At 64.6% G+C, this 21,791-nt stretch carries 20 protein-coding genes; 13 read left to right on the plus strand and 7 right to left on the minus strand.

All coding sequences use genetic code 11. From position 1 onward, the window contains the following. The 7 genes from malQ to JI664_RS05060 form a co-directional block, all read right to left on the minus strand. Entirely contained in the window at positions 1–1,836 is a 1,836-nt protein-coding gene (malQ, locus tag JI664_RS05030) for a 4-alpha-glucanotransferase (protein ID WP_207012630.1), read from the minus strand. After that, on the minus strand, positions 1,836–3,914 hold the full coding sequence (gene glgX / locus JI664_RS05035; protein WP_207012631.1) for a glycogen debranching protein GlgX: 2,079 nt from the start codon (positions 3,912–3,914) through the stop codon (positions 1,836–1,838). The genes malQ and glgX overlap by 1 nt, the downstream gene beginning before the upstream one ends. Further along, complete coding sequence (gene glgA, locus JI664_RS05040; protein WP_207012632.1) at positions 3,911–5,380, minus strand: glycogen synthase GlgA; 1,470 nt, start codon at positions 5,378–5,380, stop codon at positions 3,911–3,913. The genes glgX and glgA overlap by 4 nt, the downstream gene beginning before the upstream one ends. Next, positions 5,377–6,642: a glucose-1-phosphate adenylyltransferase gene (glgC, locus tag JI664_RS05045; protein WP_207012633.1), complete on the minus strand. Its 1,266-nt coding sequence runs from the start codon at positions 6,640–6,642 to the stop codon at positions 5,377–5,379. The genes glgA and glgC overlap by 4 nt, the downstream gene beginning before the upstream one ends. Next, entirely contained in the window at positions 6,639–8,828 is a 2,190-nt protein-coding gene (gene glgB, locus JI664_RS05050; RefSeq protein WP_286173859.1) for a 1,4-alpha-glucan branching protein GlgB, read from the minus strand. Before glgB ends, glgC begins: the two co-directional genes overlap by 4 nt. A gap of 89 nt (positions 8,829–8,917) precedes the next feature. Next, a complete protein-coding gene (locus tag JI664_RS05055; RefSeq protein ID WP_207012844.1) occupies positions 8,918–11,293 on the minus strand; it encodes a glycogen/starch/alpha-glucan phosphorylase in 2,376 nt (791 codons plus the stop codon). Between the two features lie 279 nt (positions 11,294–11,572). After that, positions 11,573–12,232: an alpha/beta hydrolase gene (locus tag JI664_RS05060; protein WP_109531793.1), complete on the minus strand. Its 660-nt coding sequence runs from the start codon at positions 12,230–12,232 to the stop codon at positions 11,573–11,575. A 205-nt stretch (positions 12,233–12,437) separates the two neighbouring features. On the opposite strand from JI664_RS05060, the gene JI664_RS05065 reads away from it, so the two are divergent. The 13 genes from JI664_RS05065 to JI664_RS05125 all read left to right on the plus strand — a co-directional run bounded on the left by JI664_RS05065 (position 12,438) and on the right by JI664_RS05125 (position 21,676). Then, the gene (locus JI664_RS05065) at positions 12,438–12,902 is read left to right on the plus strand and encodes an Rrf2 family transcriptional regulator (RefSeq protein WP_207012635.1); all 465 of its coding nucleotides are present in this window, start codon (positions 12,438–12,440) and stop codon (positions 12,900–12,902) included. A gap of 5 nt (positions 12,903–12,907) precedes the next feature. Further along, positions 12,908–13,990, plus strand: a complete 1,083-nt coding sequence (locus JI664_RS05070; RefSeq protein WP_207012636.1) for a cysteine desulfurase family protein — start codon at positions 12,908–12,910, stop codon at positions 13,988–13,990. A 3-nt stretch (positions 13,991–13,993) separates the two neighbouring features. After that, complete coding sequence (sufB, locus tag JI664_RS05075; protein ID WP_207012637.1) at positions 13,994–15,520, plus strand: Fe-S cluster assembly protein SufB; 1,527 nt, start codon at positions 13,994–13,996, stop codon at positions 15,518–15,520. After that, on the plus strand, positions 15,517–15,678 hold the full coding sequence (locus JI664_RS05080) for a hypothetical protein (protein WP_207012638.1): 162 nt from the start codon (positions 15,517–15,519) through the stop codon (positions 15,676–15,678). The genes sufB and JI664_RS05080 overlap by 4 nt, the downstream gene beginning before the upstream one ends. A 3-nt stretch (positions 15,679–15,681) precedes the next feature. Continuing rightward, positions 15,682–15,885, plus strand: coding sequence for a hypothetical protein (locus tag JI664_RS05085; protein WP_286173861.1), 204 nt, complete (start codon positions 15,682–15,684; stop codon positions 15,883–15,885). A gap of 1 nt (position 15,886) precedes the next feature. After that, the gene (locus JI664_RS05090) at positions 15,887–16,201 is read left to right on the plus strand and encodes a heavy metal-binding domain-containing protein (RefSeq protein ID WP_207012639.1); all 315 of its coding nucleotides are present in this window, start codon (positions 15,887–15,889) and stop codon (positions 16,199–16,201) included. A gap of 10 nt (positions 16,202–16,211) precedes the next feature. Beyond that, positions 16,212–16,406, plus strand: a complete 195-nt coding sequence (locus JI664_RS05095; protein WP_207012640.1) for a hypothetical protein — start codon at positions 16,212–16,214, stop codon at positions 16,404–16,406. A 73-nt stretch (positions 16,407–16,479) separates the two neighbouring features. Next, positions 16,480–17,286, plus strand: coding sequence for an FkbM family methyltransferase (locus tag JI664_RS05100; RefSeq protein ID WP_207012641.1), 807 nt, complete (start codon positions 16,480–16,482; stop codon positions 17,284–17,286). A 14-nt stretch (positions 17,287–17,300) separates the two neighbouring features. Then, positions 17,301–18,059 carry a Fe-S cluster assembly ATPase SufC gene (gene sufC / locus JI664_RS05105; RefSeq protein ID WP_207012642.1) on the plus strand — a complete coding sequence of 253 codons (759 nt, stop codon included), beginning with the start codon at positions 17,301–17,303 and terminating at the stop codon, positions 18,057–18,059. Then, positions 18,056–19,369, plus strand: coding sequence for a SufB/SufD family protein (locus tag JI664_RS05110; RefSeq protein ID WP_207012643.1), 1,314 nt, complete (start codon positions 18,056–18,058; stop codon positions 19,367–19,369). The genes sufC and JI664_RS05110 overlap by 4 nt, the downstream gene beginning before the upstream one ends. Before the next feature lie 3 nt (positions 19,370–19,372). Beyond that, the gene (locus JI664_RS05115; RefSeq protein WP_207012644.1) at positions 19,373–19,888 is read left to right on the plus strand and encodes a YIP1 family protein; all 516 of its coding nucleotides are present in this window, start codon (positions 19,373–19,375) and stop codon (positions 19,886–19,888) included. Beyond that, positions 19,885–20,463, plus strand: coding sequence for a YIP1 family protein (locus JI664_RS05120; protein WP_207012645.1), 579 nt, complete (start codon positions 19,885–19,887; stop codon positions 20,461–20,463). Before JI664_RS05115 ends, JI664_RS05120 begins: the two co-directional genes overlap by 4 nt. Next, positions 20,456–21,676: a cysteine desulfurase gene (locus JI664_RS05125; protein WP_207012647.1), complete on the plus strand. Its 1,221-nt coding sequence runs from the start codon at positions 20,456–20,458 to the stop codon at positions 21,674–21,676. Before JI664_RS05120 ends, JI664_RS05125 begins: the two co-directional genes overlap by 8 nt. Positions 21,677–21,791: the final 115 nt, after the last annotated feature.

The raw sequence follows: 21,791 nt of genomic DNA on the forward strand, positions 1-21,791 counted from the left end.
TCAGGGTATCCTTCCAGCCTCGGCCATGATGGCGCTGGTGTGCTCAAGCGATGGGGCGGAAATGAGGCCCGACAGCGGCAGCGGAAGCCTTCGGCACCAGTTGGGATGCTCGAAAACCGTGCCGGGCAGGTTGGCCTGCTCGACGGCGCCAGCCAGATCCTCGCCCTGAATGGCGACGAGGGCGCTGGCGCTCTGTGCGAGATGGCGGTGAAGGGCGGCCATGTCCGAGCCGCCGGTGAGGGCGTCGAAGGCCGCGACATCCTCGGCCCGCGCCTGACGCGCGGCGGCCTCGTCGGGGACTTCGCCCAGTTGGGCGCGCCAGTCGATGTCACGCCCCTTGCGCCAGCCTTCCCATGTGGGCAGGTCATGCGTGCCCCAGCTGGCCAGCGCGGTGGGTGTATAGACCTCGGGCGGCAGGAAGGCGCGTGTGCCGTTCCAGTCGCGTTCAAACATTGCGACCCGGCAGCCCATCACCCCGGCCGCATCGAGCGCGGCGCGCAGCCCGTCGGGGATGGTGCCCAGATCCTCACCGATGACCGGCGCATCCGCGCGCTGGGCTTCGATCCTGAGCACCGCGAGCAATTCGTCGCGGGGCATGGTGACATAGAGGCCGGGCAGGCCGTTGGGCAGCCAGAAACTGCGCTCAAGGCCCAGAATATGGTCGATGCGCAAGAGCCCGCAATATTTGAGCTGCGCGCGCAGGGTCTGGGCGAAAGCCGCGTAGCCCGTGGCGCGCAACACGTCGGGACGCAGCGGGGCAAGGCCCCAGCGCTGGCCGGACGGCCCCAGCAGATCGGGCGGCGCGCCAAGGCTCACGCCCTGTGCGAACGAGCCGCGCTCGGCCCATGTCTCGGCCCCGTGGGGATGGGTGCCGACGGCGATGTCCAGATACAGCCCAAAGGGCATCCCCGCCATTTTCGCGCGGTGCTGGCTGTCCGAAAGCTGGGTTTCGGCCATCCACTGCGCCCAGGCGTGGAAGCGCAGACGCTGTTCATTCTCGCGGGCGAAGGCGCGGACCGCAGGGTTCGCGGGATCCTGCAGCGCGTCGGGCCAGTCGTGCCAATAGGCGCCGTGGACTTCGCTCAGCGCCTGATGGATCGTGAATTCCTCGAGCGCGGCGCCGCCTGCCGTGCACCATGCGTCAAAAGCCTCGCTGCCCTCGAACGCGGCGAAGGCGGCTTCGAGCGCGGCGCGCTGGGCGGGGATGGTACGCGCGTAATCGATCAGTGCGCCGGTTTCGGGCAGGGGGCGTCCGGTGTCGATATGCTGCACATTCAGCCGCCGCCGATGCGAGGGCGCGTAGGGCGAGAAATTCGTCGCATCCTCGGGGAAGCCCGCATGGATCGGGTTGATGCCCAGAAAGGCCGCGCCCTTGCTTGCCAGCCCCTCGGCCAGAAGGCCGAGTTGCGGATAGGTCCCCATGCCCGATTGCGACTCTTCCCAGCAGGCGAAAAGCGGCAGGGTCGCGCCCCAGCGTCGGGGCGGCAGGGGCAGGCGGGGCGGGGCGGCCAGCAGGTGAACCAGCCAGCCATTGTGTTCCAGCCGGTGATAGCCCAGCGGCAATGGCGGCAGTGGGCCTTCGCCGTCGATGATCTTGCCGTCTTCGGTCTGAAGCCGCCACGGGCCGGGCCCCCAATCGACCGAAATCCCTGCCGGGATCGCGCGTGAGGTTGCGTGTTGCAAAGGCCCGGGCAGGGCGGCGTCGGCATTACCATGGCCAAGTGCCGCCAGCACCGCCTCGCGGCTGGCCTCGGGCGCTTCCTGCATCCGGCCCGCGCCGTCGCGATAGACCCAGACCAGACCGGCCTCGTGGCAGAGATCGTCAAGCGCCGACATTACGTGTCTTCCAGAACCAGTGCCGAAACCGAATGCGCCGGCACCACAAGCTTGCCGAACGCGATGCGCTCGGGCGGGGCGTCGGGGGCCATGGTGTTGATGCGGCGCGACCAGACCTTGCCATCGGGGGCGGGGGTCAGCGTGACCTCGATTTCCTCACCGGCATTGAAGGCCAGAAACAACGCGTCTTCCAGATCGGAATAGGCGGGCGTGCCCGAGGCCGTGCGCAGCTCGACGCAGACATAGCCGAGCGCGGGATCTTCCCAATCCTCGGGCGTCATCCGCCTGCCTTCGGGGTGCCACCACAGCACATCTGCCTTGCCGTCCGAACTGCGCGCCTTGGAATGCAGAAACAGCCGTTGGCGCAGGATCGGGTGATTCTTGCGGAACGCGATCAGGCGCTTGGTAAAGGCCAGCATGTCGGCATCGACATCGTCCCAGTCGAGCCACGAGATATCGCTGTCCTGACAATAGGCGTTGTTGTTGCCTTGCTGACTATGGCCGATCTCGTCGCCCGCAAGGATCATCGGCGTGCCCTGACTGAGCAGCAGCGTCGCCATCAGGTTGCGCCGCCTGAGCGCGCGGGCCTCGACGATGGCCGGATCGTCGGACGGTCCCTCGACGCCCATATTGTCCGAGAAATTCTCGGAATGGCCGTCGCGGTTATCCTCGCCGTTGGCGGTGTTGTCCTTGTGGTTGTAGCTGACAAGATCCAGCAGGTTGAACCCGTCATGCGCGGTCAGAAAGTTGATCGAACTGGTCGCGCCGCGCCCCGAATGGTCGAACTGGATGGCCGAGCCGGTGATCCGCGCCGCAAGCTCGGGCGCGGGCCGCTCGTCACGGCGCCAGAAGCGGCGCACGCCGTCGCGGAACTTGTCGTTCCATTCGTGGAACGGATGCGGAAAGGCGCCCAGCTGATAACCGCCCGGCCCGATATCCCAAGGCTCGGCGATCAGCTTCACGCGGTTCAGGACCGGGTCCTGCCGGATCGCGGCGAAGAAGGCGGAGTTGGGCTGGAACCCCGCATCGTCGCGCGCCAGCGTCGAGGCAAGGTCGAAGCGGAAGCCGTCGACATGCATAACCTCGACCCAGTAGCGCAGGCTGTCCATCACCATCCTCAGCACCATCGGATGGTCCATGTTGACCGTGTTGCCGCAGCCTGTGTCGTTGATGTAGTGGCGCGGATCGGGGGCGAGGCGGTAGTAGCTCTTGTTGTCGATCCCCCGGAACGACAGCGTCGGGCCCAGTTCGGACCCTTCGCAGGTATGGTTGTAGACCACGTCCAAGATCACCTCGATCCCCGCCGCGTGCAGCCGGGCGACCATGTGCTGGAACTCGTTGATCTGCCCATGCGCCAGATAGCGCGGATCGGGGGCGAAGAAGCCGAGCGTCTGGTAGCCCCAATAATTGGTGAGCTTCTTCTCGATCAGCCAGCGGTCGTTGAGAAAGGCCTGCACCGGCAGCAATTCGATCGCGGTGACGCCCAGATCGACCAGATGGTCGACCACCCGGTCCGAGGCCACGCCCAGAAACGTGCCGGGGCTGTTGCAGCCGATGCGCTGGGTCAGGCCCTTCACATGCGCTTCGTAGATCACGCTTTCGCTTGACGGGGTCACGGGCGGGCGGTCGTTGCCCCAGAAAAAGCTGGGATCCTCGACCACGCATTTGGGCATGAAGCGTGCCGAGTCGCGGGTGGAAAAGGTCAGATCCAGCGTCTTCGACCCGGTATTGTAGCCAAACAGCGCATCCGACCAACGGACATGGCCCGTCAGGCGCTTGGCGTAGGGGTCGAGCAGCAGCTTGTTGGCGTTGAAGCGGTGGCCTTCCTCGGGCTTGTAGGGGCCATGCACGCGGTAGCCGTATTGCTGGCCCGGAAACAGGCCCGGGACACGGCCATGCCAGACATAACCCGTGCGCTCGGGCAGGCGCAGGCGGTGCGTTTCACGCTGACCGTCGGGGGCGAAGAGACACAGATCGACGGCGGTCGCATGTTCGGAGAACAGCGCGAAATTCACGCCGTCGCCGTCGAAGGTCGCGCCGATACGGTCGTGGCGACCGCGTTCGATAGTCAGGGTCATACCTGCGGGGTCCTTTGATCGGCGAGGCGGGCATAGAGCGCGGCGTAGAGCGGCGCGCTGGCTTCCCACCCGACCGGGTGCTTCATGGCATTGCGCTGGATTTTGCGGAACGTCTCGGGCTGGGCATGCAGCGCGCACAGATGCCTCAGCGCATGGGCCAGAGCCTGTATCGAGCCGGGCGCGTGCAGAATGCCGGTGGCGCAGCCCGCAGCCAGCGCAGCGGCGTTGGCGTCGATCACCGTATCGGCCAGCCCGCCGGTGCGCGCGACGACCGGCACGGCGCCATAGCGCAGCCCGTACATCTGCGTCAGCCCGCAGGGCTCAAACCGCGACGGCACCAGCACCGCATCGGCCCCCGCATACATCCGGTGCGACAGCGATTCATCGTAGCCGATCCGCACCGCCACCTTGCCCGGATGGCGGGCGGCGGTTTCGAGCCAGTCATGCTCCATCCGCCGGTCGCCCGAGCCCAGAAGCGCCAGTTGACCGCCCGCGGCCAGATAGTCGGGCAGCGCGCCCAGCAGCAGGTCGAGGCCCTTCTGGTCCGACAGCCGCGAGACCACGACCGACAACGGGCCGGTCGCGTCGTCCAGCCCGAATTCGGCCCTGAGCGCGCTGGTATTGGCGCTCTTGGTGGCCGGCGTCTTGAAGGGGGCGATCATCGGATCGCTTGCAGGATCCCATGTGTCGGTATCGATGCCGTTCAGGATGCCGCTCAGATCCGCCGCCCGTTTGCGGATGACGCCTTCCAGCCCCATGCCGAACGCCTCGGTCGTCAGTTCCAGCGCGTAGCTGGGGCTGACGGTGTTGATCGCGCTGGCGCCGGTCAGCCCGGCTTTCAGCGCCGAGACATGGCCGTAATATTCGAACCCGTCGACGGTGAAACGTGTGGTCGACAGATCGAGCGCAGCCATTCGTTCTGGGCCGGTCAGGCCGTGAAAGGCGATATTGTGAATGGTCAGCACGCTGGGCTGCGCGGCGTCCATCTGCGCCATGTAGACGGGCGTGAGCCCCGATTGCCAGTCATGCAGGTGGATCACCTCGGGGCACCAGCCGGCAAGACCGTCGCGGGCGATCAGCGCGCCCGCCTTCGACAAGGCGGCAAAGCGCAGGTCGTTGTCGCGCCAGTCATTGCCATCGGCATCGAGATAGGGCGAGCCGTCGCGGTCGAACAGAGCGGGTATGTCGAGGACCAGCAGATCGAGCCCGGCCACCTGCGCCGCGAGGATCCGCGCGGGATGGCCCAGCAGGTCAGGGATCTTCAGCGCGACTTTCGGCCGGTCGAGCGCGGTAATCACCTTGCGGTAGCCCGGCACCAGCGTGCGGATCGCCCATCCCTGCGGCGCCATGACATGGGGCAGGGCGCCGACCACATCGGCCAGCCCGCCCGTCTTAACCAGCGGCGCGCATTCCGAGGCGACGGCGAGAACCGGGCGCGCGCCCTCGCGACGGGCGGATTGCGTCATTGCTGCCCCGCGCGTTGGTCGAGCATGGTCTGTGTGATCAGCGTCACGCCACCGGGGCTGACGCGAAACCACTTGGCGTCTTCCTCGGGGTTTTCGCCCACGACCAGCCCTTCGGGGATGGTGACGCCCCGGTCGATCACCACTTTGCTCAGCCGGGCGTGGCGCCCGATATTCACATAGGGCAGCACGACCGCTTCGGTGAGCGTGCTCCATGAATTGGAATGCACGCCCGTGAACAGCAGCGAATTGCGTACCTCGGTCCCTGAGATGATGCAGCCGCCCGAGACCAGCGACGACAGCGCAAGGCCGCGACGATGTTCCTCGTTATGGATGAACTTGGCGGGCGGCACGTTCTCGGAATAGGTCCAGATCGGCCAGTCGCGGTTCCAAAGGTCCAGCTCGGGGTCGAAATCCGTCAGGTCGATATTGGCCTTCCAGAAGGCGTCGATCGTGCCCACGTCGCGCCAATAGGACGGGGCCTCGGGGCTGTGGCGCACGCAGCTGTCTTCGAAGCGATGGGCGACCGCCTTGCCGTTGCGCACCACGTTGGGGATGATGTTGCCGCCGAAATCGTGCTGCGAGCTTTCATCCGCCGCGTCGTCCATCAGCAACTGGCGCAGGAATTTCCAGCGAAAGACATAGATCCCCATCGACACCAGCGCCCGCTCTGGATCGCCGGGCAGCGCGGGCGGATCCTTGGGCTTTTCCACGAAATCGGTGATCCGCCCGGACGCATCAATGGCCATCACGCCAAAGGCCGAGGCTTCGGGCCGCGAGACCGTCAGGCAGCCTACGGTCACGTCGGCGCCGGTCTCGACGTGTTCGCGGATCATCACCTCGTAATCCATCTTGTAGATATGGTCGCCCGCAAGGATCACGACGTAATCGATGTCGTAGCTGTCGACGATGTCGATATTCTGGAAAACGGCGTCGGCGGTGCCCTCATACCAGTGGTTTTCGTCGACCCGCTGCGAGGCGGGCAGGATGTCGAGATATTCGTTGCGCTCGGCGCGGAAGAAGTTCCAGCCGCGCTGGCAATGGCGGATCAGCGAATGCGCCTTGTATTGCGTGGCGATGGCCATCTTGCGAATGCCGGAATTCAGCGCGTTGGACAGCGCGAAATCGATGATCCGCGTCTTGCCGCCGAAATAGACGGCGGGCTTGGCGCGGTTGTCGGTCAGCTCATGAAGTCTCGATCCGCGTCCCCCGGCCAGGATGAAGGCCATCGAGCGCGCGGACAGGCGTTGCGTCGCCGGTGTCATGGATTCTCCTCCGGTATCAGATACAGCACCGACAGGGGCGGCAGCACCAGTGTCACGCTGTAAGGTTGGCCGCTTCGGGGCGGACCATCGGCGGTCACGCGTCCCATATTGCCATGGTTTCCTCCTCCATAGCGGGCGGCATCGGTATTCAGCGCCTCGCGCCACGGGCCTGCTTTGGGCAGGCCCAGCGACCAGTTGCGCTCGACGGGAGTGAAGTTGCACACGACCACCACCGGCGGCGTGCCTTCATGGCCCATGCGCAGCCATGAAAACACCGATTCCGCCGCCGCGTCGCGGTCGATCCACTGGAACGCCTCAGCCTCGGCATCGCGCTGATAGAGCGCGGGCGTGCCCCGGTAGAGCGTGTTGAGATCGCGCACCAAGGTCTGCAGCCCGGCATGGCCCGGTACATTCAGCACACCCCAATCCAGCGCGTGGTCATGGTTCCATTCATGCCCCTGCGCGAATTCGCAGCCCATGAACAACAGCTTCTTGCCCGGATGGCCCCACATGAAGCCATAATAAGCGCGCAGATTGGCCAGCTTGGTGTCGTGGTCGCCCGGCATCTTCTGCAGCATCGAGCCCTTGCCATGCACGACCTCGTCATGGCTGATCGGCAGCACGTAATTCTCGCTGAACGCGTAGACGAGACCGAAGGTCATCAGCTCGTGATGGTGGCGGCGGTGGATAGGGTCTTTTTCGATGTAGCGCAGGGTGTCGTTCATCCACCCCATGTTCCACTTGAAGCCGAAACCCAGCCCGCCGTGATGCACGGGCACCGTCACGCCGGGCCAGGCGGTGCTTTCCTCGGCCACGGTCATCGCGCCCGCCGGGCCTTCGCCATAGGCCAGCGTGTTCATCTCGCGCAGGAAGTCGATCGCTTCGTAATTCTCGCGCCCGCCATCCTTGTTGGGGACCCATGCGTCATGGGCCCGGGAATAATCGCGGTAGAGCATAGAGGCCACGGCATCGACCCTGAGCCCGTCGAGATGGAACTCGCGCAGCCAGTAGACGGCGTTGGCGGACAGGAAATTGCGTACCTCGGTGCGACCGTAATTGTAGATATGGGTGTTCCAGTCGGGGTGGAACCCTTCGCGCGGATCGGCATGTTCATAAAGCGCCGAGCCGTCGAAATAGGCCAGCCCATGCGCATCGTTGGGGAAATGCGCGGGCACCCAGTCCATCAGCACGCCCAGACCCTTGTTATGCGCGGCCTCGATCAGTGCGCGGAAATCGTCGGCGCTGCCAAAGCGGCTGGTCGCGGCATAAAGGCCGGTGGGCTGATAGCCCCACGACCCGCCAAACGGGTATTCGGCCAGCGGCATGAATTCGAGATGGGTGAAGCCCATGTCATGGGCGTAATCGACCAACTCCTCAGCCGCCTCGCGGTAGCTCAGCGCGCGTCCGTCGCGGTGGCGCCACGAGGCAAGATTGACCTCGTAGATCGAAATCGGCGCTTCGCGGCTATTGGCCTGCGCGCGCGTCTCCATCCAGCTCTCGTCGCCCCAACTGCGCGTCCGGGCCGAGGGGATGCGCGAGGCGGTGGCGGGCGGGCATTCGGTCGCGCGGGCGAGGGGGTCGGCCTTGAGGAAAGGCGCGCCTTCCTGCGGGCGGATCTGGTATTTATACGCCTCGCCGGGTTGCAGGCCGGGCAGGAAGATTTCGTAGATGCCATTGCCCCGGTGGCGCATCGGCGCGCGCCGACCGTCCCAGCCGTTGAACGCACCGACCACGGAAACCCCGCGCGCGGCGGGGGCCCAGACGGCGAAATGCACGCCCTCGACGCCCTCATGCGTGATCGGATGCGCGCCAAGCGCCTCCCACAACCGCCGATGGGTGCCTTCGCCGATCAGATGCAGGTCCAGATCGCCCAGAACCGGGCCGAAGCGATAGGGGTCTTCGTAATCCCAGACATGGCGGCCATCCGAGGCGCGCAGATGGTATTTGCGCCGCCGTCCCAGATCGCCGCAAAACACGCCGTTGCCCTTGGGGGTAAGTGTGATCACGCCATTGGGCGTGACCGCTTCCATGCTTTGCGCATACGAGTCGAACGCCACCAGAACGCCCGCCATACCGCGATGGCGGGGGCCGAAAACGTCGAAGGGAGTATCGACAACACCTTCCGAAATCGCGGAAATATCCGCGTCTGAGATGTCTCGCGATGTATTGGATGTCGCCCGGACCATGCGGAATTTGTCGCGCAGGTCCGGGCGAAAGGCAATGGATTTATTGGCTTTTGCGGAACGATCCGTCTCTCGATTGAAAACGAGGCAGATCAGATCATCGGCGCCACATTCCAGATATCGGCCATGTAACCCTTGATCGTCCGGTCTGAGCTGAACCACCCGCTGCGGGCCGCGTTGAGGGCCGCCATGCGGGTCCAGTCGTCGCGCTGGAACCACGCGTGATCGACCCGGCGCTGGGCGTCCCAGTAGCTGTCGAAATCGGCACAGACGGTGAAGTAATCATGTGTCCGCAGGTTCTGCGTCACGCCCCGATACGTCGCCTTGTCCCCGTGCGAGAACGCCCCGCTTTCGATCAGCTCGATGGCGCCTTTCAGCCTTGCGCTGGCGGTGATGGCGCGGGCGGCATGGTCGGGGGTCTTGCGACACTCGACCACCTCGTCCGCGGTCATGCCGAACAGGAAGAAATTCTCGGCCCCCACCAATTCGCGGATTTCCACGTTGGCGCCGTCCAGCGTGCCGATGGTCAGCGCGCCGTTCAGGCTGAATTTCATGTTGCCGGTGCCCGAGGCTTCCTTGCCCGCCGTCGAGATCTGTTCCGACAGGTCCGAGGCCGGGATCAGCCGCTCGGCCATCGTGACGTTGTAGTTCGGCGGATAGACCACGGTCAGCAGGTCGCGCGTCGTCTTGTCGGCATTGATGACGCGGGCGACATTGTTGATAAGGTGGATGATCTCCTTGGCCATCACATAGCCCGGCGCGGCCTTGCCGCCGAAGATCTTCACCCGCGGCGCCCATCCGGCATCGGGATTGGCGCGGATTTCCTGCCACAAAGCGATGGTTTCAAGGATGTTCAGATGCTGGCGCTTGTATTCGTGGAAGCGCTTGATCTGCACGTCGAACATCGCGTCGGGATTGACGGCAATCCCCATCTCCTTGCGAATCCAGTTCGACAGCGCGACCTTGTTCTCGTTCTTGATCGCGGCGAAACCGTCGCGGAAGACCTGATCGGCAATCGCGGGTTCCAGCTCGGTCAGCCGTTCGAGATGATCTTCCCAGCCCTCGCCGATGGTATCGGTGATGAGGTTCGCCAGCCCCGGATTGGCGCCTTTCAGCCAGCGGCGGGGCGTCACGCCGTTCGTTTCGTTGACGATCCGGTCGGGATGCAGGGCGTGCAGGTCCGCAAAGACGGTGTCCTTGACCAGCTCGGTATGCAGGGCCGAGACGCCGTTCACCTTGTTGGCCATGATGAAGGACAGCTCGCCCATCTTCACTTCGCCATTCTCGACGATCGACACGGTGCGCGACGGGTATTGCTTGGCATGGCCCGCATCGATGCGCTCGATGATCTGCATGTGGCGCGGCAGAACCTGCGCCATCAGGGTCTCGGGCCAGCGCTCGAGCGCTTCGGGCATCAGCGTGTGGTTGGTATAGCCAAGGCAGGCGCGGGCGGTTTCAACGGCGGTGTCGAACGCCATGCCGCGCTCGTCATGCAGCAGGCGAACCAGCTCGGGGCCGGCGATGGCCGGATGGGTATCGTTCATCTGGATCGCCACGCGAGAGGACAGTGCCGAGAGGTCGCTGTGCTCGGACGCGAAGCGGCGCAGGATGTCCCGCAGCGACGCGGCGGTGAAGAAGAATTCCTGTTTCAGCCGCAGTTCCTTGCCCTGCGCGGTGGTGTCGTCGGGATAGAGCACGCGGCTGATCGTGCGTGCCAGCGCTTCGGGCGCGGCGGCGCCGGTGAAATCGCCCCGGTTAAAGGCGTTGAGGTCGAAGGCGCGCAGCGGCTCGGCCCCCCACAGGCGCAGCGTGTTGGCCCATTTGCCCTGCCAGCCGACGATCGGCGTGTCATAGGCTTTCGCCATCACGGCGGATTCGGGCGTCCAGACGGCCGAGCGGCCGCTTTCGGCAACGGTGCCGCCAAAGCCGATGCGGAACGAGGCTTCGGGGCGCTCGAATTCCCAGCCATGCGACTGGCGCAGCCAATCCTCGGCGGTTTCGATCTGACGGCCATCGGGGCCGAAGCTCTGGCGGAACAGACCGTGCTCGTAACGGATGCCGTAGCCATAGGCCGGGCAGCCCAGCGTCGACATGGAATCAAGGAAACAGGCGGCAAGACGCCCCAGCCCGCCATTGCCAAGCGCGGCGTCGGGTTCGTCGTTCAGCACCGCCTCGAAATCGAAGCCCAGGCCCAGAACAGCCTCGCGCGCCGAGTCGGTCAGGCCGACATTCATGATCGCGTCTTCCAGCAGACGGCCGATCAGGAATTCCATCGACAGGTAATAGACGCGTTTGGATTGCGCGGCATAGGTGGCGCGGGTCGCGCGGAACCAAGGCTCGATCACCTTGTCGCGGATGGCCAGCGTCAGCGCCATGCGCATGTCGTACAGGCTGGCATGCGCCAGGTCCTTGCCTTGCGAGTATTCGAGGTGCTTGAGGATCGCTTCGCGCAGTTCTGTGGCACTCATCGGCAACGTGTCCTTGCTGATCTTGGTGGGATTCCAGCCACTCAGGCCACTGGTTCCCTTGTCGAAGGTCATGGATCGGTTCGTACGCATTCCCTGCTCCTGTTCGGCACATCGTTACAATGGCCCCGGCACGGATGGGGCCTTGAAATCCGATATTTCCGCCGGAACAGGGCCAAAAGCGGGCAGGTCTGCAGTCGTTTGGCGACAAAAGAAGGGTTTTTTGCAGCGGCAGCATCGCGGGCGCGTTTCAGGGCGCCGCGCGATGCTGCGGGTGCAATGTCAGCGCGTGACCTCGGAGAGGCGGCGAGTGACGTAGGTTTTCACGGTGTCGAGCATCGGGTTCATGTGCTGCTCTTCGTCGCGGAAGAAGTGATCCGCGCCTTCGATCTGCTCATGCGTGATGGTGATGCCCTTCTGCTCGTGCAGCTTGTTGACCAGCGTGGTCACATCTTTGGGCGGCGCGATCCGGTCGGCGGTGCCGTTGATGATGAGCCCCGAGGCAGGGCAGGGCGCAAGGAAGCTGAAATCGTACAGATTCGCGGGCGGTGCGACCGACACGAAGCCGGTGATGTCAGGCCGGCGCATTAGCAATTGCATGCCGATCCACGCACCGAAGCTGAAGCCGCAGACCCAGCAATGGCGCGAGTTCTGGTTTTGCGATTGGAGATAGTCGAGCGCTGCCGCCGCATCCGAAAGCTCACCCACGCCCTGATCGTATTCACCCTGACTGCGGCCGACGCCCCGGAAGTTGAAGCGCAGCACCGAGAAGCCCATCGAATGAAAGGCATAATGCAGGTTGTAGACGACCTTGTTGTTCATCGTGCCGCCGAACTGCGGATGCGGATGCAGCACGATGGCAACGGGGGCGTCGCGGTTGGGTTGCGGGTGGTAGCGTCCTTCGAGACGGCCATCAGGACCGGCAAAAATCACTTCGGGCATAAAGGACCTTCTGCTGCCTTGGGTGTTCTGGGCGGCGCGGGCTTTGTTGACAAAAGCGCTCGGCCATTCTAGAACGTTTCTAACTTCAGCCCAAGCGCGGGCGAAGCCGGTTCAGGCGGGATAGCAGTTAAGCAAGGCCACGTCATCCGTCAATTACTTTGCGTCCGCTGCGTCACCCGTGGCGGCACAATAGAGGGTTCGTGCCATGAAGCTTTCCACCAAAGGGCGTTACGCGACGGTTGCCATGGTCGATCTGGCCATTTTGCAGCGTCGCTCGGATGCGCGCCATGTCTCGCTGGCCGAGATCGCGCGCCGTCAGGACGTGAGCCAGGCTTATCTCGAGCAGCTTTTCGTCAAGCTGCGCCGCGCGGGGCTGGTCGAATCGGTGCGCGGGCCGGGTGGCGGCTATCGTCTGGCGCTGGCGCCTGCGGATATCCGCGTGGCTGACATCCTTGAAGCGGTCGAGGAATCGGTTTCCGCCCTGCAATCAGGGGCCGGGGCCTCGGGCGGGGTGTCGGGCAGTCAGGCGCAGTCGATGACCAATCGGCTGTGGGAGGGGCTGTCGGCCCATGTCTACGTCTTCCTTCACCAGACCACGCTGGCCGATGTCGCGGGCAACGGGCTGCGGCCCTGTCCGGCGGTGCCCAGCCTTTTCCAGGTCACGGCCTGAAGCCGATGCGGGAGCGTCTTTATCTCGACTGGAACGCCAGCGCGCCGCTGAGGTCCGAGGCGCGTGACGCGATGATCGCGGCGATGGATGTGGTGGGCAATGCCAGCTCGATCCATGCCGAAGGGCGCGCCGTGCGCGGTCTGATCGAGCGCGCGCGCGCGCAAGTGTCGCGGGCCCTCGGCGCCGAGGGGGCGGATATCGTCTTCACCTCGGGCGCGACCGAGGCCGCGGCTTTGGCCCATGGCGGGCGCGGTCTGCACTGCGCGGGGATCGAGCATGACGCCATCGCCGCATGGTGCACGCCCGATCTGCCGGTGGACCGCGACGGAGTGGTGACCCTGACCGATCCGGCGCATTCGAGCCTGCAACTGGCCAATTCCGAAACCGGCATCGTGCAGGATCTGCCCGAAGGGCTGGCCGTCAGCGATCTGACGCAGGCCTTCGGCAAGCTGCCTTTCGCCTTCAACTGGCTGGGCTGCGACATGGGTCTGGTGTCGGCGCACAAGCTGGGTGGCCCCAAGGGCATCGGCGCGCTGGCGCTGCGTCAGGGGCTGGATGTCACCGCAACGATCCGGGGCGGCGGGCAGGAAATGGGCCGCCGCGCGGGCACCGAGAATGTCATCGGGATCGCCGGTTTCGGCGCCGCTGCCGAGGCCGCCGCGCGCGATCTCGAACGCGGTGTCTGGGACGAGGTGGCCGAAACCAGAAATCTTCTCGAACAGGCTCTGGAAGCGGAATGTTCAGGGATTATCTTGGTGTCAAACGGCAAGCCCCGGCTGCCCAACACCCTGAGCCTGATCGCGCCGGGGTGGAAGGGTGAAACCCAGGTGATGGCCATGGATCTTCAGGGTTTCGCGGTTTCGGCCGGCTCTGCCTGTTCTTCGGGCAAGGTCACGGCCAGCCGCGTCCTGACGGCGATGGGCTATTCCGAGGCCGAGGCAGGATCGGCGCTGCGGCTGTCGATCGGGCCCGGCATCGCCAAAGAAGACGCGCTGCGGTTCGCCGCGGCCTACGGCAAAGCCTGGAAGCGGGCGGGCCAACGCATGAAACAGGCGGGCGCAGACCTGCCGCGACAAACGGGAAACTGACTTATGGCGGCTTTGGACAATTCCACAGAGGTCCGCGACGGCGTGGACCGCGAGACGGTCGAAACCGTCCAGTCGATGGCTGGCAAGTACAAGCACGGCTGGGAAACCGATATCGAGATGGACTTCGCCCCGAAGGGGCTGAACGAAGACATCGTGCGTCTGATCTCGGAAAAGAACGACGAGCCGGAATGGATGCTGGAATGGCGTCTGGGCGCGTTCCGTCGCTGGCTGCAGATGGAATCCCCCGACTGGGCGATGCTCGACATTCCGATGATCGACTACCAAGAGCAGTATTACTACGCCAAACCCAAGAGCATGGCGGAAAAGCCCAAATCGCTCGACGAGGTCGATCCCAAGCTTCTGGCCACCTATGAAAAGCTGGGCATCCCGTTGAAGGAACAGATGGTTCTGGCCGGGATCGAGGATCCGGACGGCGAGATCGCGCCCGATCGCAAGGTCGCCGTGGACGCGGTGTTCGATTCCGTGAGCGTGGGCACCACCTTCAAGGAAGAGCTGCGCAAGGCGGGCGTGATCTTCTGCTCGATCTCGGAGGCGATCCGCGAGCATCCCGAACTGGTGAAGAAATATATCGGTTCGGTCGTGCCGGTCACCGACAATTACTTTGCCACGCTCAACAGCGCGGTCTTCTCGGATGGCTCGTTCGTCTATGTCCCGCCGGGCGTGAAATGCCCGATGGAACTGTCGACCTATTTCCGCATCAATGCCGAGAATACGGGTCAGTTCGAACGCACGCTCATTATTGCCGATAAAGGTGCATATGTAAGTTACCTTGAAGGCTGTACCGCGCCCCAGCGCGATACTGCGCAGCTGCACGCGGCGGTGGTCGAGATCGTCGTTCTGGAAGATGCCGAGGTGAAATACTCGACCGTTCAGAACTGGTATCCGGGCGACGAGAACGGCAAGGGCGGGATCTACAACTTCGTCACCAAGCGCGCCGATTGCCGCGAGGACCGCGCCAAGGTGATGTGGACTCAGGTCGAGACCGGCTCGGCGATCACGTGGAAATATCCGTCCTGCGTGCTGCGCGGCGACGACACGTCGGGCGAGTTCTATTCGATCGCGATCACCAACAATTACCAGCAGGCCGATACCGGCACGAAGATGGTCCATCTGGGCAAGAATTCGCGCTCGCGTATCGTGTCCAAGGGGATTTCGGCGGGCCACGCGCAGAACACCTACCGGGGCCTTGTGTCGATGCATCCCCGCGCCACCGACAGCCGCAACTACACCCAGTGCGACAGCTTGCTGATCGGCGATCAATGCGGCGCGCATACGGTGCCCTATATCGAGGTCAAGAACGCTTCGAGCCGCGTCGAGCACGAGGCGACCACGTCGAAAGTCGATGACGATCAGCTCTTCTATTGCCGCCAGCGCGGCATGGACGAAGAGGAAGCGGTCGCGCTGGTGGTCAACGGCTTCTGCCGCGAAGTGCTGCAGGCCCTGCCGATGGAATTCGCGATGGAAGCGCAAGCGCTCGTCGCGATCTCGCTGGAAGGGTCGGTCGGGTGAGCTTTGACCGGGTCGAACAGACGGGTATCGAACAGACGGGTAGCCGGGCCGCGGCGCAGGCCCGGCGCGATGCCGGGCGGCAGTTGGTGGTGTCTTTCGCCATGCTGATGGGCGTGACAATCGGCACCGCGCTGCTCTTCGCCTCCGTCGGGGGCTGAGCCATGGCGCTGCTGCAATACCTGTTCCTGAAATCCGCGGGCGTTGGTGTCGGCGTGTTCCTTGGCACGATGATCGGCCTTGGCCTGCGCCGCTCGAAGGGCAAGACCGAGGGGCTGGTGCGCGGCTCGGTCGCGTTGACCGCGCTGGTCGCCGGGTTGTTGGGTCTTGTCGTGATGATGTTCATAACCTGGATGGGGATGCGCTGATATGATCGTGACCACCACACCCAATGTCGAAGGCCACCCGATCCGGACCTATCACGGCATCGTCGTGGGCGAGGCCATCGTCGGCGCCAATGTCGTGCGGGATTTCTTCGCGCGGGTCACCGATGTGATCGGCGGGCGTTCGGGCGCTTACGAATCCAAGCTGCAGGATGCGCGCGAGATCGCGCTTCAGGAAATGCAGGATCGCGCCGCAAGGCTGGGCGGCAACGCGGTGGTCGGCGTCGATCTCGATTACGAAGTGGTGGGCGATTCAATGCTGATGGTCTCGGCCTCGGGCACCGCTGTCACTCTGGGGTGAGGGAAACGCGATGAACCTCAAATGGTGGCTTTCGACGGCCGAACCGCGCTCGCGCTATGTGCTGCTGGTGGCAATCGGCGTGGTGCTGATGATGACGCTGACCTATTCGATCTGGTATCCGGGCGGGCGCGGCATGGCGGCCTTTGCCGCGATCTGCGCGGTGATCCTGTCGCATGTCTCGGCCAAGCTGGTGATGCGGAGCTGATCGCCATGGCCTTCTCGTCACCTCTCGTTGTCCGCAGGTCGGCCCGCTTCGCGCGGGCCGGAGGGCTGCGCGCATGACGACGTGGTTCGAAGGGCCCATGGTGCGCCAGCCGGCGGTTCCGATGACCGACCGTCTGGCCGCGTGGCGGGCAGGCGCGCCGCTGCCTCTGCCGGCGATGGAGCTGGTTCATGCGACCGTGCGCGGGCGGCCCGTGGTTTTCTGCCTGACGATGGAAGACGACCCGATCCAGCGCGCGCATCGCAAGGGCCGGTTCTATGAGGGCGCCGATCTGAACGCGGTGATCGGCCATGTCGCGCCGGGCGGCACGGTGCTGGATATCGGCGCGAATGTGGGCAATCACACGCTCTATTTCGCCATGTTCACCGGCGCCGCCCGCGTGATCCCGGTCGAGCCGAACCCGCTGGCGCTGGAGCCGCTCGTTGGCAATGTGCTGGCCAACCGGCTGCAGGGGCTGGTCGATCTGTCGTATCTGGGCTTCGGTCTGGGGGCTGCGGATAGCGATGGCTGGGGAATGAAGGCCCATGACCGCAATCTTGGCGCCACGAAGATGTTCGCGGGGCAGGGCGATCTGATCGTCCGTCAGGGCGATGCGGTCTTTGCCGATCTGAGGCCCGATCTGGTCAAGATCGATGTCGAGGGGATGGAAATGGAGGTTCTGGCCGGGCTCGATGCGCTGATCGCGCGGGCCCGTCCGGTCATGATGATCGAGGTCCGCGAGGATCGCGACGACGACTTCAGGGTCTGGGCGTCGGCGCGGGATTACCGTGTCGATGTGCTCAGTGCCGAGACGAAACACACCAATTATCTGCTGCTGCCAGGCGTCGCGACATCGCGGCCGGACCCTGCGGGCGGCGTTTGAGAAAAGAGGATACGATGCTGGAAATCAACAACCTGCACGTCAAGCTGGAAAACGAAGACAAGCAGATCCTGAAGGGTCTGAGCCTGACGGTCGAGCCCGGCTCGGTTCACGCGATCATGGGGCCGAACGGCTCGGGCAAGTCGACGCTCAGCTACGTTCTGTCGGGCCGCGACGGCTATGAAGTGACCGAGGGCACCGCCACGCTCGACGGCGAGGACCTGCTCGATGCCGAGCCCGAAGATCGCGCCGCGCGCGGCCTGTTTCTGGCGTTCCAGTATCCGGTCGAGATCCCGGGCGTGGGCAACATGACCTTCCTGCGCACCGCGCTCAACGCGCAGCGCAAGGCGCGCGGCGAGGCCGAGATCAGCTCGGGCGATTTCCTCAAGCTGGTGCGTGCCAAGGCCAAGGATCTGAAGATCGACGCCGAGATGCTGAAGCGTCCGGTCAATGTGGGCTTCTCGGGCGGTGAGAAGAAGCGCAACGAGATCCTGCAGATGGCGATGCTGGAACCCAAGATGTGCATTCTGGACGAAACGGATTCGGGTCTCGACGTGGACGCGATGAAGCTGGTCTCGGACGGCGTGAACGCGCTGCGTGCGCCGGACCGTGCCTTCCTGGTCATCACCCACTATCAGCGCCTGTTGGACCACATCAAACCGGACGTGGTGCACATCATGGCGGCGGGTCGGATCATCAAGTCGGGCGGTCCCGAACTGGCGCTTGAGGTCGAGAAGAACGGCTATGCCGACATCCTCGCCGAGGTGGAAGCATGAACACCGCCGCTGCCAAATCCCCCCGCGCGGCCCGGCGAGAGGCGCGACAAGCCTCGACCGCGGCCTTTCTGGAGACGCTGACGCTGCCCGACGGCCCGGCATGGCTGACCGGCCTGCGCAAAGAGGCGCTGGCGCGCGTGGCCGATCTGACGCTGCCCGACCGGCGTGACGAATACTGGAGCTACACCAATCCCGACCGGCTGATCGCCCATGACATCCGCCCGGCCGAGGTGTTCAAGATCACTGACGAGCCGCCGATGTATCAGGGCATCGACCGGCTGAAGCTGGTGTTCGTGGACGGCGTGTTCGATGCCGATGCCTCGGACCCGCTGGACGGTGAGGGGGTCGAGATTTCCCACCTGTCTGAGGCGGGTGACATCCATTGGGCCAAGGACCTTTACGGTTCGCTGGAAGCCGCCGGGCAAAAGCCGGTGGCGCGCCCGCTGGCCGCGCTGAACACGGCGCTGGCGAAGGATGGCGTGCTGATCCGCGTGACCGGCAAGGTCTCGCGTCCGGTGTCGCTGATCTATTACCGCGAGGCCGAGGACGCCGAAGCGGTGTTGCACAACGTCGTCAAGCTGGAACCGGGCGCTGAACTGACGCTGCTGGAAAACGGTCCCGTCGCGGCGCGGTCGTCGATATGTCTGGAAGCCGAGATCGGCGAAGACGCGGTGCTGCACCATGTCCGCACCATGGGCCGCGACCACGAGCGCAAGGGTATCACCAATCTCTTCGCGCGCGTGGGCAAGGGGGGGCTGTTCAAGTCCTTCTCGCTGTCGATGAATGGCAGGCTGATGCGCAACGAAGCGATGGTCTGGCTGACGGGCGAGGGCGGCTCGGCCCATCTGGCGGGCGCGGCGATGGGGGACGGCACGTTCCACCATGACGACACCGTCTTCATCGCGCATGAAGCGCCGGGCTGCGAAAGCCGTCAGGTCTATAAAAAGGTGCTGCGCGACGGCGCGGTCGGCGTGTTCCAGGGCAAGATCCTGGTCGAACAGGCGGCGCAGCTTACCGATGGCTATCAGCTGAGCCAGTCTCTGCTGATGGACGAGAATTGTCAGTTCCTCGCCAAGCCGGAACTCGAGATCTACGCCGATAACGTGAAATGCTCGCACGGCTCGACCTCGGGCGAGATCAGCCCGGACCACATGTTCTACCTGCGCTCGCGCGGGGTGTCTGAGGAAGAGGCAAAGCTTCTTCTTGTGCTGGCTTTCCTCGCCGAAACGCTCGACGAGATTTCGAACGAGCATATCGCCGAGGATATGCGCCTGCGTCTGCGCCGCTGGCTCGAAAAGCACACGCACTGAGCCATGGCGCTGACAACCGACATCCTCGCCAGCTACCGCCGCCCGCGCCATGTGCTGCGGCGGCAGCTGGGGCATCCGGGCGAGCCACGCCGCGAGGCGCGCATTCTCGTCTATCTGATCCTTGGCTGCGCTCTTATCTTCGTTGCGCAATGGCCCCGGCTGGCGCGTGAAGCGCATCTCGACGAGACTATTCCGCTTGAAGCGCTGATGGCGGGCGCGCTGTTCGCCTGGGTCTTCGTGGCGCCCCTGGTTTTCTATGCGCTGGCGGGATTGCTGGCGCTGATGCTGCGGCTGACCGGCCCGCTCGACGCGTTCGCCGTGCGGCTGGCGGTGTTCTGGGCTGTGCTGGTGGCAAGCCCGCTGATGCTGCTTCAGGGTCTTGCCGCAGGGATGATCGGTCCCGGTCCGCAAGCAGCGCTGGCCTTCGTGCCCGCGGCGCTGGCCTTCGTTGTCAATCTCATCGCCGGGCTGCGCGTTTCGCTTGAAGGCCGCGCCCCCGCACCCTACGAGGGGTCATGACCGCACCCGCCTCTTATCCCGCGATGTTGATCCTGTCGCTGACCGATCCCGTCGAGGGCGGCCGGCAATTGCTGACACGCGGCCCGCAAATGGCCATCCGCTGGATGCTTCTGGGCGCCGCAGTGCTGGTCTCGGTTGTGATGCTCTACGCGCTGCCGGTTCTGACCGGCGAGAGCGATCTGATGCCGTCTCCCTTTACCTTCGCGCTGACGCAGGGGGTGATGAACGTCGTCGTCATCGCCGCGATCACGCTGGTGGGGCAGGGCTTCGGCGGCAAGGGACGCTTTGGCGATGTGCTCTGGCTGGTCGGCTGGCTGCAGATCCTGACTGCCGGGTTGCTTCTGGTGCAGATCGTTACACTGCTGTTCCTGCCGATTCTCAATATCCCCGTCGGCGTGGCGTCGGTCGCGGTGACGATCTGGATCCTCGTCGGCTATATCTGCGCCGTGCATGGCTTTGCCTCGCGGATCGCGGTGCTGATGGGGGGCATGATGACCTTCGTCATCCTCAGCTTCGTCCTGTCGATGATCCTGCTGCTGTTCGGGTTCGCACCCCCGGAGGTGAACAATGTTTGACGTCGACGCGGTGCGGCAGGATTTTCCGATCCTGTCACGCAAGGTAAACGGCAGGCCGCTGGTCTATCTCGACAGCGGCGCCTCGGCGCAGAAGCCGCAGGTGGTGATTGACGCGATCACGCAGGCCTATTCGCAGGAATACGCCAATGTCCATCGCGGCCTGCATTTCCTGTCCAACCTTGCCACCGACAAGTATGAGGCCGTGCGCGGGCTGGTTCAGCGCTTCCTCAACGCCGCGCATGAGGATGAGATCCTCTATACTTCGGGCACGACCGAGGGGATTAACCTCGTCTCCTACGGCTGGGCCGCGCCGCGCCTGCAGCCGGGCGACGAGATCGTGCTCTCGGTGATGGAACACCACGCCAATATCGTGCCGTGGCATTTCCTGCGCGAGCGGCAGGGCGTCAACCTCGTCTGGGTCGAGCCCGAGGCCGATGGCTCGCTCGACCCCGAGCGCGTGCTTGCCGCGATCACCCCGCGCACCCGGCTGGTTGCCGTGACGCATATGTCGAACGTGCTGGGCAGTGTCGTCGATATCAAGACCATCGCCGCCGGATGCCGCGAACGGGGCGTGCCAGTTCTGGCCGATGGCAGTCAAGCCGCCGTGCATATGCCGGTCGATGTGCAGGATCTGGGCGTCGATTTCTACCCGATCACCGGCCACAAGCTGTATGGCCCGTCCGGCTCGGGCGCGATCTATATCCGTCGCGAGCGTCAGGCCGAGATGCGTCCGTTCATCGGCGGCGGCGACATGATCCGCGAAGTGACGCGGGATGCGGTCCTCTACAACGACCCGCCGCACAAGTTCGAAGCCGGCACCCCCGGTATCGTCCAGCAGATCGGCATGGGCGTGGCGATCGAGTACGTCATGGGGCTGGGGATGGAGGCGATCGCCGCGCATGAGCGCGATCTCTGCGCCTATGCGCATGAACGGCTGTCGGGGCTGAACTGGCTCAACATTCAGGGCAATGCGCCGGGCAAGGGCGGCATTTTCAGCTTCACCATGAATAACGGCGCCCATGCGCACGATATCTCGACCGTGCTCGACAAGAAGGGCATCGCCGTGCGGGCTGGGCAGCACTGCACCGGCCCGCTGATGGAGCATCTGGGAATCAACGCCTCGTGCCGGGCATCCTTTGCGCTCTACAACACCCGCGCCGAGGTCGACGCGCTGGTGGAGGGGCTTGAATTCTGTCAGGAACTCTTCGCCTGACCCTGACGACGCGCTGTGCGCTGGGTGATCCGCCCGGCGCACAGCGCCGGGCTTCGGGGCAGGGCATCGCCGCCCCGCATCAAACCCTGCCGCCCGCGAAAATCACCGATTGCAG

This window comes from Rhodobacter sp. NTK016B, assembly GCF_017303295.1.
GTDB lineage: Bacteria > Pseudomonadota > Alphaproteobacteria > Rhodobacterales > Rhodobacteraceae > Pararhodobacter.

Bases quoted from the DNA above. Each gene is read 5' to 3' on its own strand.
- malQ (WP_207012630.1), bottom strand. From the start codon at position 1,836: ATGTCGGCGCTTGACGATCTCTGCCACGAGGCCGGTCTGGTCTGGGTC.
- glgX (WP_207012631.1), bottom strand. From the start codon at position 3,914: ATGACCCTGACTATCGAACGCGGTCGCCACGACCGTATCGGCGCGACC.
- glgA (WP_207012632.1), bottom strand. From the start codon at position 5,380: ATGACGCAATCCGCCCGTCGCGAGGGCGCGCGCCCGGTTCTCGCCGTC.
- glgC (WP_207012633.1), bottom strand. From the start codon at position 6,642: ATGACACCGGCGACGCAACGCCTGTCCGCGCGCTCGATGGCCTTCATC.
- glgB (WP_286173859.1), bottom strand. From the start codon at position 8,828: ATGGTCCGGGCGACATCCAATACATCGCGAGACATCTCAGACGCGGAT.
- JI664_RS05055 (WP_207012844.1), bottom strand. From the start codon at position 11,293: ATGAGTGCCACAGAACTGCGCGAAGCGATCCTCAAGCACCTCGAATAC.
- JI664_RS05060 (WP_109531793.1), bottom strand. From the start codon at position 12,232: ATGCCCGAAGTGATTTTTGCCGGTCCTGATGGCCGTCTCGAAGGACGC.
- JI664_RS05065 (WP_207012635.1), top strand. From the start codon at position 12,438: ATGAAGCTTTCCACCAAAGGGCGTTACGCGACGGTTGCCATGGTCGAT.
- JI664_RS05070 (WP_207012636.1), top strand. From the start codon at position 12,908: ATGCGGGAGCGTCTTTATCTCGACTGGAACGCCAGCGCGCCGCTGAGG.
- sufB (WP_207012637.1), top strand. From the start codon at position 13,994: ATGGCGGCTTTGGACAATTCCACAGAGGTCCGCGACGGCGTGGACCGC.
- JI664_RS05085 (WP_286173861.1), top strand. From the start codon at position 15,682: ATGGCGCTGCTGCAATACCTGTTCCTGAAATCCGCGGGCGTTGGTGTC.
- JI664_RS05090 (WP_207012639.1), top strand. From the start codon at position 15,887: ATGATCGTGACCACCACACCCAATGTCGAAGGCCACCCGATCCGGACC.
- JI664_RS05095 (WP_207012640.1), top strand. From the start codon at position 16,212: ATGAACCTCAAATGGTGGCTTTCGACGGCCGAACCGCGCTCGCGCTAT.
- JI664_RS05100 (WP_207012641.1), top strand. From the start codon at position 16,480: ATGACGACGTGGTTCGAAGGGCCCATGGTGCGCCAGCCGGCGGTTCCG.
- sufC (WP_207012642.1), top strand. From the start codon at position 17,301: ATGCTGGAAATCAACAACCTGCACGTCAAGCTGGAAAACGAAGACAAG.
- JI664_RS05110 (WP_207012643.1), top strand. From the start codon at position 18,056: ATGAACACCGCCGCTGCCAAATCCCCCCGCGCGGCCCGGCGAGAGGCG.
- JI664_RS05115 (WP_207012644.1), top strand. From the start codon at position 19,373: ATGGCGCTGACAACCGACATCCTCGCCAGCTACCGCCGCCCGCGCCAT.
- JI664_RS05120 (WP_207012645.1), top strand. From the start codon at position 19,885: ATGACCGCACCCGCCTCTTATCCCGCGATGTTGATCCTGTCGCTGACC.
- JI664_RS05125 (WP_207012647.1), top strand. From the start codon at position 20,456: ATGTTTGACGTCGACGCGGTGCGGCAGGATTTTCCGATCCTGTCACGC.